Origin of the sequence: Variovorax xiamenensis (assembly GCF_050916385.1) — a bacterium.
In the GTDB taxonomy this organism is placed as follows: Bacteria; Pseudomonadota; Gammaproteobacteria; order Burkholderiales; family Burkholderiaceae_C; genus Variovorax.
In genome coordinates, this window is sequence record NZ_CP139038.1 from 5,207,375 (window position 1) to 5,220,506 (window position 13,132).

Here is a 13,132-nt window from a genome sequence, read left to right on the forward strand (position 1 = left end):
TTCGCGGTATCAGACGTACAGCGCCTGCGGATTCAGGTCGCCTTCACGCACAGGAGTGTCGCGCCATCCGAGGGCGACCGGCACGCGGTACAGGCGCGGATTGCCAAGCTCCGGCCAGATGTGGCAAAGGCCCGGCACCACCACCTTCACCGTGCACAGGGGAAGGTCGGGGCGCGTGTGGTCGAGGACGATGGTTTCCAGCCCGAGCGAGGCGGCAATGCCGACGCACCGGCGGATCTCCCCGGCGATGTCGGTGCGCGCGGCCGATGCACCAGATGAGGGCGCCGTGCCCGCCGGCACCAGGAAGCCTGGCGCGCCCTGCTCCTCTCCTTTCGCCCCATCCGCCCCACCCGTGGCAGGCACCGCGAAGCTCTTGCCCGCTGCGATCAGCTGGCTCATTTCCGTGAGCGCCCGCTCGCAGGCCAGGGCGCGGTCGGGACTGCAGCCGAAGCCGATGGCCCACGCGCCCGTGTCCAGGTGACGGCCGACGGCGACCACCACCGGAATGCCGAAGTCGTGCGTGATGTCGAGCACCCAGCGCTCCCAGCGCGGGCCGCAGGTGCGCTCGATGCGCTGGAGGATCTCGCCCGGCAGGCTGTCGAGCCCGATCGCCGGCCTGCGGTGCCGCCCGTACCACCAGACGGCGGCGGCATCGCGCTCCACCAGTTCGAGAAAGCCCTGCAGGATGGCTTCCTCGCGCGTGTTTCCTGCCGCGCAGCCGTTCGACGTCCAGCCCGCGTGGAACTGGCTTTGCGCCGGCGCGTTGGCAAAACAGAAGGCCAGCGGCAGGTAGCGGCGCTCGTCGGCGGTCAGCGACCAAGCGGGCGTCCACCACGACGGTGTTTCCTGCGGCGCGACGGGCGGGGCCACGGCATGCGGCGGCTTGTGCGCGCCGAAGCGCTCGCGCTGCCGCTCGCTGAAGAGCGCCAGCGCCCGTGGATCGATGCAGGGCGCGTCCAGCTCGGCGTCGGGCGCGACCACCCAGGCCTCGTCGCCCTGGAAGAAAGCGGAATGCCGCTCGGCCGCCTCGCACAGCGCGCTGGCGCGGGACTGCTCCATCGACATGCCCTTGCCGAGGCACACCTGTGTCAGCGCGCCGGGCAGTTCGTCGTCGCCCATGGGCGGCGTCCTGAAGATTTCGCTGCGATAGACCGTCAGCGCGCCCTCGGCCTCGGCATTCAGCGGCACGATCCGCGAGACCGCGCCGGTGAGCGGGCTGACGTGGCGCATCAGCCGCTCCACCGTGACCGAGGCCGGCACGGTGCGCCAGCCGCCGTCGTGGCTCGCGGTGGGCAGGCCGGGCGCCAGAACGATGCGCTCGCGCTGCCGCCGCGCCACGAGCCCCGGCACTCCGCAGTGCGGGCATTGAGGGCGGACGGCCACGAAATGCGGCTGGGGCGAATCCAGCGTCCGCACCTGTGCTCCGTCCGTGTGGGCCACGATCTGCTGCGCAATGGAAAGCAGCTGGTCGAGTCGTTCGCCGACGAGCCCCGCGCCGGCTCGCACCGGCGCGCCGTTCTCTGCGTTACCGTGCCGCGACTGCCACCAGGCGCGCGCCGGCCGGTTCCTGAGCCAGCGATGCGCGAGGCAGTGCCAGCAGGGGCCGGAAGCCTCTGCCGCATCCGCGCGCGGCCTGAAGACGGGGCCGGCCATCGCCTGCTCGCCCGTCGGCTTGACCAGCAGCCACGGGCGGCCCGAAGCGCGCTGTTCCGCGTCGATGGCGGCGAGCCGGGGGTCGAGATAGTCGTCGCAGAAGACGACGGTGAGTTCCGTGCCGGCGGACAGCGCCAGCGCCTGTGCCCAGCGGCTCGCGGCGTCGTCGTTCACCGCCTTCGACAGCGCGATCACGTCCACGCGATCGGAAAGAGCCGTGCGGCCATGCACGGCCGAATAGTCGGGAACGAGCCACAAGTCCGCGTCGTCGTTTGCGTTTGCGTTTGCGTTTGCAGCGGGCCGCACCAGCCTCTGGCGCGCCAGCGTCTCGAGCGCATGCAGCATCTGCGCGAGTTGGTGTGCCACGGCTGCGTCGGTACGGCAATGTTCGGCGAGGCTCACGCCCTCGCGCAGCACGCGTTCCAGGGCCATGACGCCGGGCGAGCCCAGCACCAGAAGATCGTTCTCGCTGGCCAGCAGCAGGCGGTCCTTCAACGCAACAGGCGGCAGGAACCTGTCGTGCCAGCGGAAGACGCTACCGAAGTAGTCGGGCGCCGCGCCGTCATGCATCGTCTTGCGGTCCTTGCTGTCCCAGGGCGAGCCGGACCACGCCGTAGGGCGATGCGCCCGTCGTGGCCCGGAACGCGGCCTCGAAGAGCTGGTGCTTCTCCGAGAACTGTCCGTAGATATGGTCTTCTGAGAGCACCCGCATCGACGGATGCAGGCGCGCGATCTGCGCGGCGTTCTCGAAGCCCGACACCACGGGCAGCCGCATGCCGCCCACGGCCATCGACTGCGCCGCGAGCACCGGATGCACATGGTCGAGCACGACAACGCACGGCGCGGCGCCTTGAGCGAAGCGCCCGGCGAGGCCACGCAGCAGGGCCTCCAGCGGAGCCTGCGGCAGGTAGGGGCACACGCCTTCGAGCATGGCGAGCACCGGCCGGTCGCCGGGCAGGCCGGCGGCGTCGAGCCAGCCTGGGTCGAGCACCGAGCAGGCGAGGTCGCTCTGGCCCCCGCCTTCATCGTCGCGCGGAATGTGCTGCGCCCGAAGCTCGATGGCATCGGGCAGGTCGATGTTCAGCCAGCGCGAGCGCGCCACCGCTTCGGCTGCGAGCCGGCTGCGGCGCGTGCAGAGCCCGGCGCCCAGCGTGATGCACAGGGCGTCGGGATGGGTAGAGAGGAAACCGGCCGCGAAGCGATCGAAGAGCGCCGCGCGCAGGACGATGCTGCGCACGAAGGCCGGATCGGCCGCGTAGGCCGAGATGTCGAAAGGCAGCGACGCGGCGATGCGCCGTGCCTCGGGATCGGAAAACACCGACGCATCGGCCACGGCGCCGGAATTGGCGCGCGCGGCCAGCGTCAGCAGGAGCGTGGCCGTGGCGCCCTGCAGCGCGCTTGCGGCCGGCCCCTGCCCTGCAGCGGACTCAGCAGGTGAACGGATAGGGGTCGCCCGTGTTGTTGTACGAGGTGAGCGCAACGGCGCGCATGCTCTCTTCCACCGGTGCCGTCGGGTAGTTCAGGCGGATGGCGTTCTTGATGAGCGTGCCGTCCGCGTTCTTCAGGTTCCATTCGCACTTCGTCGCGTCCCAGGTGAGGGCCGAGTTGGTGGTGAACAGGATCTTGAAGTTGAACGGGTTGTTGTAGCCCAGCCATTGGCTAAGCACGTTGGCCTTGTCGGTCTCCGGATCGCGCGTCAGCTGATAGAGCAGCTCGGGCGATTGCCACGCGATGGCGATCGCGCGCAGCACCACGCCACCGAAGGCCAGCAGCGAGCCTTCATTGCCGCCGGGAATGCCCAGGCCGGTGGGCAGCGCGCCGCCCACGATGCCGGGAGGAATCTCGAAGGCGGCCGAGGCGCCCATGAAGTTCGGGAACAGCTGGTAGTAGGCGGCCAGGGCTTCCGTGGCGTTCGACGCCGGTGCCTGCGGCAGCACGATCACGAAGGAGTCGTCGGGGCCGACCCAGCCGGAGGTGAGCATCGGCTTCCATTCGGCGCGCTGGGCCGGATCGGGGCTCTGGAACAGCGACACGTCGAGCTGGGGCCAAGCCGTCGGCAGGCCGAAGTCGCGGTGCAGCATCGGCTGGATGTCCTGCTGGTCGAGCAGGTCGCGACGGTAGGCGTCGTCCTGCCACGAGCGGGCGATGGCGCGCAGGTAGGCCAGGCGGAACTCGAGCAGCGGATCACCGCTTTGGACTTGGAAGGTCATGGTTACTTCATCCTTGGTTCAAGAGGAAATCGGCGCATGCGTCGGCACGCGCGCGGACAACTCCGGCCGCAGCTCGGCCAGATTCTTCAGGCGCGCAGCAATGTCGGGCGAGGCGGAATCCGCCAGTGCCTGCATCGCCGCCAGCGCCTCGTATTCGGTTCTGTGCTTGGCGCCCTCGCGCGCCACCTCGGCGGCCCTGGCGAAGCACGCGGCCACCGCGTCGCGGTCGCCACCCGCCGCCTGCAGGTAGCGGGCCTTCTGCAGGTGCAGCTCCGACCGGTAGAGCCCTTCCTTCAGCTCGTCGGTCATGCGCAGGCATTCGTCGATGCGCTCCAGCGCCTCGTCCCAGCGCTTGTTGGCGGCCAGCGTGTCGGCGGCGAAGGCGCGGTAGTAGGTCTGGCAGTAGCGGCAGCCCATGCCCCACAGCGCCTGCACCCAGCCGTCGGCCTGCGCGATGTTGTCGACGTCGCCGGTGGCCCAGCAGCGGATGATCTCGGCGTAGCCCTGGAACGCCGGCAGGCCGTAGCGCTGCGTGATGCCCAGCAGCTCGCCCGTGCTCACCAGCGCTCGCGCCTTGTCGTTGCGGCCCTGATGGCCCAGGCTCTGGTAGAGCAGCGCCATGCTCAGCGACGGGATGTGCGACATCTCACGGGCCCAGCGCACCGCGTTGGTGGCGTCGGCGCGCGCGGCCACGTCGTGGCCCGCGAACCAGCGCACCAGCGCGCGTCCGGTGGTCGCCCACACGCGGGTGTCGAAGCCGAAGTCGGCCGCATGGTGCGCGTGGGTCTCGGGGTTGTAGCGCTCGACGGCGTCGGTCAGCGACTGCTCGGCGCGCTCGAAGTCGCCGTCGGAATAGTGCGCGAGCCCGAGGTAGGTCTGCGCGGCGACGAACACGCCCTGGTCCTGCTGCTGCACGGCCTGGTCGAGCAGGCGGTTGCTCAGCTGCTGCACTTCGGCGCGGTTGCTCGCCACGTGGTGGAAGGTGATGAGCGTCCACAGGTGCTGCACCTGCTTCTCGCGCGGCACCTCGTCGGACAGCAGCTCCTGCGACAGCGCGATGCGGTCGACCACCTGCGCGTGCGCCCAGCCGTACTTGTTCATCATGGCCTGCGTGACGTAGCTGTTCACGTCCAGCCGCGCCTCGCGCTGCGCCTCGCCTTCAAGCTGCGCCATCCAGCCGTCGATGTGCTGGGCGTACGAAATCGTTTCGTCGTTGAGCGAGCGGTGCTGCGTGATGCGCAGCTGCCGCACCGCCAGCGCCACGGCCTGCGCGTGCTCGCCCGCGTCGGCCCAGTGCTGGGCCACGCTGCCCGGCTCGCTCGCCACGTGCTGCGGCTGGCTGTCGATCAGCGTCTGCGCGACGTTGCGGTGCAGCTGCCGGCGCTGCGCGACGAGCATGCTCTCGTAGGCGGTGTCGCGGATCAGCGCGTGGCGGAAGATGAAGCTGCCCGGCTGGCCGGCCGGCGCGACGAGGCCGGCATCGAGCAGCACGGCCATGTCCTTGTCCATCGCCTCGGCGGTCTTGCCCGAGCAGGCGCACAGCAGCTCCGCCTCGAACTGGCGCCCGATGGTGGCGGCGAGCTGCAGCAGGCCCTTGACGGGGCCGAGCCGGTCGAAGCGGCTGACCAGCGAGTCCCGCAGCGTGACCGGAATGGCCGCCGGCTGCGCCGTGTCCCTGAAGACCCAGACGTTGTCTTTCTCGACCAGGTAGGCGTCGAGCATCATGCGCGCCATTTCCTGGATGAACAGCGGCACGCCGTCGGTGCGCTGCACCACGTTGTCGATCACCTGCGGCGCGACGACGCGCGGCGCCAGCGCCTGGCGCGCAAGCTCGGCGGCCTGCGCGTCCTCGAGCCGGCGCACTTCGATGCACTCGGCCTGCACGGCATCGGGCTTCACCCACTCGGGGCGCGCCGTGAGCACCAGCAGCACGCGCCGCTGCGGCAGTTGCGCGATCAGCTGCTCGACGAACTCGATGGTCGTGGGGTCGGCCCAGTGCACGTCTTCGAGCAGCAGCAGGAGCGGCGCCGACTCGGCCATGTGCAGCAGCCACTGCGCGGTGGATTGCAGCAGCAGCGCCTTCTGCATCGGCGGCGACATCTGGCTTGGCGCGCGATCGCCCAGCGGAAGGGCAAGCCACGCGCAGAAGATCGGCAGCACCGCCTCGCCGTCGCAGCCGGCGGCGTGCAGGGCCTCGCGCAGGTACTCGCGCCGCGCGTCGGGCGAGGCAGCGTCGGGGGCGGCGTCGAGCCGCTGGCGCAGCAGAGCGAGGAACGGCGTCAGCGCGTTGTTCTGGTTCTCGGGCTGGCACTGCGCGACCACGGTCTGCAGGCCTTCCTTGGCCACCTGCTCGCGCAGCACGTCGGCGAGGCACGACTTGCCGATGCCCGGCTCGCCGCGAATCCACACCGCACCGCCCTGCCCTTCGCGGGCCCGGGTCCAGGCCGAGCGCAGTTGCTGCAGCTCGGGCTCGCGGCCGATGCAGGCCTTGTGCAGCGCCTGCTCGGCGAAGCCATCGGATGCCGGCGCCTGTTGTTCGCCGCCGAGGCGGTAGGTCTGCACGCCGCCGGACTGCCCCGGCAATGTGACGGTGCCGGCCTTGTCGAAGCGCGCGTGGCGGCTCAGCAGCCGGTAGCTGCTCTCGCTCGCCAGCAGCGTGCCGGTGTCGGCCACGCCTTCGAGCCGCACCGCGACGTTGACGGCATGGCCCGAGGGAATTTCGCCGGCGGCGACGATGGCCATGCCGGTGTGCATGCCCATGCGGATACCGAGGTGCACGCCATGTTCCTGCTCGATGGCGGCCGAGCGCTGTCGGCTCAGCGCGATCAGCTCCATGGCCGTCCTGCCGGCCTGCCGCGCGTCGGTGTCGCTGGCGTGCGGGTAGCCGAAGAGCACGATCATCCGGTCGCCCAGCGTGCCCGCAAGCAGGCCGCCGCGGCGCGTGGCGGTTTCGGAGAACAGGGCCAGCTCGTTGCGCTGCAGCAGCTCGAGGTTCTCGATGTCGGAAGGCAGGGCGTCGTCGGCGCTCTCGTCGTCGGCGGCGTCGGGCCATACCGAGACGCTGCAGCACAGCACGGTGAGCTGGCGTTTCTCGGAGAAGCCTCGCGTGGTGATCACGGTCTGCGCCAGAGCGTCGTCCTGTGCCTGCTTGGCCGAGCGCAGCACGCCCACGAGGTCGTCCAGCCGCAGGCGGCCGAGTTCGGCCAGCAGCGTGGCGGCGGAGTCGCTGCGGTCGGCCGCCTTCTTCCTCAGGGCCTGGCGCAGCACGGAAGCCACGGGGTGGCCGGCGATCTCGGCAGGCAGCTGCACTTCCTGCGGGCTCAGCTGCTGGTGAAGGATCTCGGCCGCCGAGGCGCCGCGGATGGCGGGCGCGCCGGTGAGGCACTCGATGAACATCAGGCCCCATGCGTAGAGGTCGGACTTCACGCCCGGCGGCTCGCCGCGAAGCTGCTCGGGCGCGCTGTAGGCCGGCGTGCCCAGGGCCTCGTCGGTCATCGTGAGCGTGGGGAACTCGTCGCCCCTGTTCGAGGGAATGACGGTGCCGATGCCGAAGTCGAGCACCTTCGCGTGCGGGACTGCGCCAGTGAACGTGACCATCACGTTGTCGGGCTTCAGGTCGCGGTGCACGATGCCCGCGCTGTGCGCGCAGTCGAGTGCGTCCAGCACTTCCGCCATCAGGTGGCCGGTCTCGGTGGCCGTGAGCGCGCCCTTGCGGCGGATCAGGCTGGTGAGCGTTTCGCCCGGCACGTACTCGAAGACACCGTAGACGCAGGGCCCCTGCTCGCCCTTGTCGAGCAGCTGCACGATGTGCGGATGGTGCAGCGAGGCACAGAGCTTCGTCTCGCGATGGAAGCGCGCCACGCGCTGGCTGCCGACCTGCAGCTTCACGACCTTGATCGCGACCACGGTGCCCGTGCTCTTCTGCAGCGCGCGATACACGGTGCCGTAGCCGCCAGCGCCCAGCTCCTCCAGCAACTCGTAACCGGGAATCTCCAGCGGATCGGGCAGATTCGGCTGCAACGCCGGATGCGTGGGATTGGTGACTGCGTCCTGCATTTCAGTCTCGTCGTGATGGAGCGTTGATGGTCCTCCGGGACTCGCCTCGGCTGCGTTCCGCCCTGCGACGGTACGCAATAGTGACACTAATTGTTACTTTAGCGGAGGCAGAGAGGTTTCAGGTGGGTAACCCCTCAAAAAAAGAAAACCCGCAACACGTGCGGGTTGTTAGAACTTTTCGGTGTATATGTGTGAAATACATCACAACGCGAGTCCATTCGTGAACTCCGCGGAACCGGCTTCGCCGGGCCGCAGATGTTGCCCCCGGCAGGGGGTTGGCGCAGCGGACACGAAGTGCCCGCGCAGCCTGGGGGCGAGCCTTACTTCTTGTCGCCGCCGGGCACTTTGCCTTCCACGCCCTTGACGTAGAAGTTCACGCCCGAGAGGAACTTGTCGTCGGCCACCGCGTCCTTGGCGACCACTTCCTTGCCGTCCTGGCCGAGGATCGGGCCCTTCCAGATCACGAAGCTGCCGTCCTTCAGGCCCTTCTTCACTTCCTCGACCTTGGCCTTGGTTTCGGCCGGCACGTCTTCGGCGATGGAGACGAGGTCGATCGCGCCTTCCTTCACGCCCCACCAGGCCTGGCCGGTGGCCCACTTGCCGTCCAGGGCTTCCTGGGTGGCCTTGATGTAGTACGGAGCCCAGTTGATGGTGGCCGAGGCCAGGTGGGCCTTGGGACCGTAGGCGGTCATGTCGGAGTCCCAGCCGAAGGCGCGCTTACCCTTTTCCTGCGCGGTCTTGAGCACGGCCGGCGAGTCGGTGTTCTGGAACAGCACGTCGGCGCCGCCGTTGATGAGGGCGGTGGCGGCCTCGGTTTCCTTCGGCGGGCTGAACCACTCGTTCACCCACACGACCTTGGTCGTGATCTTCGGGTTCACCGACTGCGCGCCGAGCGTGAAGCTGTTGATGTTGCGCAGCACTTCGGGGATCGGCACCGAGCCGACCACGCCCAGCGTGTTGCTCTTGGTCATGGCCCCGGCGATCACGCCGGCCATGTACGCGCCCTCGTACGTGCGGCTGTCGTAGGTGCGCATGTTGTCGGAGGTCTTGTAGCCGGTGGCGTGCTCGAACTTCACGTCCTTGCTGTCGGCCGCGACCTTGAGCATGGGCTCCATGTAGCCGAAGGTGGTGCCGAAGATCAGCTTGTTGCCCTGGCCGACCATGTCGCGGAACACACGCTCGGCGTCCGCGCCCTCGGGCACGCTCTCGACGAAGGTGGTCTTGATCTTGTCGCCGAATTCCTTCTCGAGCGCCTTGCGGGCGTTGTCGTGCGCGAAGGTCCAGCCGCCGTCGCCAACCGGGCCGACGTATGCGAATGCGATGTTCAGCGGCGCTGCCGGAGCCGGAGCCGCAGCGGCGGGTGCCGGGGCCGGCGCGGGTGCCGCGGCCGGTGCTGCCGCTTCTTCTTTCTTGCCGCAGCCGATCAGGGCCGCCGAAGCGACCGCCGTGAGGGCAGCCAGCTTGAGCAGGGAGCGCTTGTTCAGATCATTCATTGTCGGAAATCCTCAAAAGGACAGGTTGGCGGGAAAACGAAAAACGCGATTATGAGCCGGGGTAGAACGGTTTCCCGATGGAAGCCGGCATGTTGGCGCGGATGAAGGCCGGGTTGCGCGAGATCAGCGCCAGCACCACGATCGGCGCGATGTACTGCAGCATGCTGAGGAACTGCGCCGGCACGTCGACGCCGCTGCTCTGCAGGTGGAAGCCCAGCATCGACACGCCGCCGAACAGGTAGGCGCCCAGCAGCACACGCACCGGCCGCCAGGTGGCGAAGGTGGTGAGCGCCAGCGCGATCCAGCCGCGGCCGGCCACCATGCCCTCGACCCACAGCGGCGTGTAGACGGTCGAGAGGTACGCGCCCGCCAGCCCGCACAGCGCACCGCCCGCGATCACCGCCATGAAGCGGATGCGCCGCACCGGATAGCCCAGCGCATGCGCCGACTCGGGCGACTCGCCCACCGAGCGCAGCACCAGCCCGGCGCGCGTGCGGTAGAGGAACCAGATCAGCCCGAAGGTCAGCACCACCGCGAAATACACCATCGGGTGATGGCGGAACAGCGCCGGCCCGACCAGCGGGATGTCGCCCAGCACCGGAATGGCATACGAGGCGCTTTCCGGCAGCTTCGCCTGCACGAAGCTGATGCCGGCGAAGGCCGAGAAGCCCACGCCGAAGAGACTCAGCGCGAGGCCGGTCGCGTACTGGTTGGTGTTGAGCCAGATCACCAGCACGCCGAAGAAGGCCGCGAGCAGCGCGCCCGCCGCCATGCCGGCGAGAAAACCCAGCCAGGGGTTGTGCGTGACGACGACCGTCGCGAAGCCAGCGATGGCGGCGCACAGCATCATGCCCTCGGCGCCGAGGTTGACGATGCCGGCCTTCTCGTTGATGAGCAGGCCCAGCGCCGCGATGGCGAGCACGGTGCCCGCGCTCAGGGTCGAGCCCAGAAGGAGTGCGTAGCTTTCCATGGTCAGTTGCTCCCTTCGGTGGCACGCGCGACGGGTGCGGTAATGGGCGTGCTCGCCTGCAGCGAGGCAGTGGTCATGGAGGAAGCAGCCTTCGCAGCCGCCTTGCGCTTGATACGGTAGGCGATCAGCGTGTCGCAGGCCAGCAGCGTGAACAGCAGCAGCCCCTGGAACACGCCGGTGAGCGACTTGGGCAGGCCCAGGCGCGACTGCGCCAGCTCGCCGCCGATGTAGAACATGCTCATCAGGATGGCCGAGAAGATCATGCCCACCGGATGCAGCCGACCGACGAAGGCCACGATGATGGCCGCGAAGCCGTAGCCCGCCGGCACATAGGGCGTGAGCTGGCCGAGCGGCCCGGCCACTTCGAGCGCACCGGCCAGTCCGGCCGCGGCGCCCGAGGTCAGCAGCGCGACCCACACCGCGCGACGCGCCGAGAAGCCGGCATAGCGCGAGGCCGCCGGCGCCAGCCCGCCGACCTGCTGCGCGAAGCCCGCGCGCGTGCGGAACAGGAACACCCACAGCGCCCCCGCCCCCACCAGCGCGATCACCAGCCCGATGCTCACGCGCGAGCCCTTGAACAGGCGCGGGATCTGCGTGACCGCCTCGAAGGTCTTGGTCTGCGGGAAGTTGTAGCCGTGCGGGTCCTTCCACGGCCCGTAGACCATGTAGCCCAGAAGCAGCGTGGCCACGTAGACCAGCATCAGGCTCACGAGAATCTCGTTGGCGTTGCACCGGTCGCGCAGGAACGCGACGATGCCCGCCCACACCATGCCGCCGAGAATGCCCGCCAGCAGGATCGCCACGACGATCCACTGCCCCGTGTTCTTGTCGGCCAGCAGCGCCACGCCGCCCGCCGCAATGGCGCCGAACACGAACTGCCCTTCGGCGCCGATGTTCCACACGTTGGAGCGGAAGCACACCGCCAGCCCCAGCGCGATGATGAGCAGCGGCGTCGCCTTCACCATCAGCTCGCCGATGGCGTAGCCGCTCTTGATCGGCTCGTAGAAGAACACCAGCAGGCCCTTGACCGGGTCCTTGCCGAGCGCGGCGAAGAGCGCCACGCCGATCAGCACGGTGATCAGCAGCGCCAGGATCGGCGAGGCATAACTCCAGAAGCGGGAAAGCTCCGGACGCGGTTCCAGCTTAAGCATGGGCCGCCTCCGTGGTCTTGCCTGCGCCTTGCGAGCCCTGCCACAAGCCGCTCATCCACTCGCCGATCTGCGGCAGCGTCGCAGCCGCTCGGTCGATCGAGGGCGACAGCCGCCCCTTGGCGATCACGTGCAGCCGGTCGCTGATGTTGAACAGCTCGTCGAGCTCCTCGCTGATCACCAGCACGGCACAGCCCGCGTCGCGCAGCGCCAGGATCTCGGCATGGATCAGCGCGGCCGCGCCCACGTCCACGCCCCAGGTCGGCTGCGAGACGATGAAGAGCTTCGGTTTTGCGTCGATCTCGCGCCCGACGATGAATTTCTGCAGGTTGCCGCCCGAGAGCGAGCGCGCAGCCGCCTTCGGCCCGCCGGCCTTGACCTTGAAGCGCTCGATGATGGCCTTGGCCTGCCGCTCCAGTGCGCCGGTGCTGATCCACCCGCCCCGGCCCACGGCCTCGCCGCGCGTGAGCAGCAGGTTGTGCGCGAGCCCCAGCGTGGGCACCGCGCCGCGGCCCAGCCGCTCTTCCGGCACGAAATGCAGTCCCAGCGCGCGGCGGGCGCGTGGGCGCAGCCGGCCGGCCGGCTTGTCGAACACCCGCACCATCGCGGCCTCGGCGCGCACGTCCTCGCCGGAGAGCGTGTAGAGAAGTTCCTTCTGGCCGTTGCCCGACACCCCGGCGATGCCGACGACCTCGCCCGCGCGCACCTCGAACGAAATGCCGTCGAGGTCGACGCCGAACTGGTCCTCTCGCGCCAGCGACAGCCCGTCGACGCGCAGCGCCACCGCGCCCGCGTGCACCGGCCGGTGCTGCAGCGGCGGCGGCTCGCTGCCGATCATCAGACGCGACAGCGACTGGGTGCTCTCGTTCTGCGGATTGCACACCCCCGTCACCTTGCCGCCGCGCAGCACGGTGCAGGCGCTGCACAGCTCCTGGATCTCGTGCAGCTTGTGGCTGATGTAGAGGATGCTGCAGCCCTCGGAAGACAGCTTCTTCAGCACCGTGAAGAGCTTGATCACCGCCTGCGGCGTGAGCACCGAGGTCGGCTCGTCGAGGATCAGCAGCCTGGGGTTGGTGAGCAGCGCGCGGATGATCTCCACCCGCTGCATCTCGCCCACCGACAGCGTGTGCACCGGGCGCGAGGGGTCGATGTCGAGGCCGTATTCGCTGGCCTTGGCGGTGATGCTGCGCGTGACCTCGGCCAGCTGCAGCGATTTGTCGAGGCCCAGCCAGACGTTCTCGGCCACGGTGAGCGTGTCGAACAGGCTGAAGTGCTGGAACACCATGCTGATGCCCAGCGCCCTCGCCTGCTGCGGGTTGCGCAGGCTGACGGCCTGGCCGTCGAACATCACCGTGCCTTCGTCGGGCTTCACCGAGCCGTAGATGATCTTCATCAGGGTCGACTTGCCGGCGCCGTTCTCGCCGAGCACGGCGTGGATTTCGCCGGGCGCGACGCTCAGGGAGATGTCGCTGTTCGCCACCACCGCGGGATACCGCTTGGTGATGTTCGCGAGCTGGAGTCTGGGGGTTGTCATGCCGGGTTTCGTGGTTTTGTCTCGTTCATCAGCAACAAAGCGGGAACAGCTATCAGTTTAATAGCGTG

At 69.1% G+C, this 13,132-nt stretch carries 8 protein-coding genes; all 8 read right to left on the reverse strand.

Annotated elements, in window-relative coordinates:
* Window positions 1–9 precede the first annotated feature (9 nt).
* Window positions 10–2,223, reverse strand: a complete 2,214-nt coding sequence (locus SFB74_RS23790; RefSeq protein ID WP_432726772.1) for a TOMM precursor leader peptide-binding protein — start codon at window positions 2,221–2,223, stop codon at window positions 10–12.
* The gene (locus tag SFB74_RS23795; protein ID WP_432726773.1) at window positions 2,216–2,986 is read right to left on the reverse strand and encodes a class I SAM-dependent methyltransferase; all 771 of its coding nucleotides are present in this window, start codon (window positions 2,984–2,986) and stop codon (window positions 2,216–2,218) included. Before SFB74_RS23795 ends, SFB74_RS23790 begins: the two co-directional genes overlap by 8 nt.
* A gap of 94 nt (window positions 2,987–3,080) precedes the next feature.
* Window positions 3,081–3,863, reverse strand: coding sequence for a BMA_0021/BMA_0022 family TOMM bacteriocin (locus SFB74_RS23800; protein WP_432726775.1), 783 nt, complete (start codon window positions 3,861–3,863; stop codon window positions 3,081–3,083).
* Between the two features lie 18 nt (window positions 3,864–3,881).
* On the reverse strand, window positions 3,882–7,919 hold the full coding sequence (locus tag SFB74_RS23805; protein WP_432726776.1) for a TOMM system kinase/cyclase fusion protein: 4,038 nt from the start codon (window positions 7,917–7,919) through the stop codon (window positions 3,882–3,884).
* A gap of 320 nt (window positions 7,920–8,239) precedes the next feature.
* Window positions 8,240–9,412: a BMP family ABC transporter substrate-binding protein gene (locus SFB74_RS23810; RefSeq protein WP_432726778.1), complete on the reverse strand. Its 1,173-nt coding sequence runs from the start codon at window positions 9,410–9,412 to the stop codon at window positions 8,240–8,242.
* 49 nt (window positions 9,413–9,461) lie between these two features.
* The gene (locus tag SFB74_RS23815; protein WP_432726780.1) at window positions 9,462–10,382 is read right to left on the reverse strand and encodes an ABC transporter permease; all 921 of its coding nucleotides are present in this window, start codon (window positions 10,380–10,382) and stop codon (window positions 9,462–9,464) included.
* A gap of 2 nt (window positions 10,383–10,384) precedes the next feature.
* On the reverse strand, window positions 10,385–11,533 hold the full coding sequence (locus SFB74_RS23820; RefSeq protein ID WP_432726781.1) for an ABC transporter permease: 1,149 nt from the start codon (window positions 11,531–11,533) through the stop codon (window positions 10,385–10,387).
* Complete coding sequence (locus SFB74_RS23825) at window positions 11,526–13,064, reverse strand: ABC transporter ATP-binding protein (RefSeq protein WP_432726782.1); 1,539 nt, start codon at window positions 13,062–13,064, stop codon at window positions 11,526–11,528. The genes SFB74_RS23820 and SFB74_RS23825 overlap by 8 nt, the downstream gene beginning before the upstream one ends.
* Window positions 13,065–13,132: the final 68 nt, after the last annotated feature.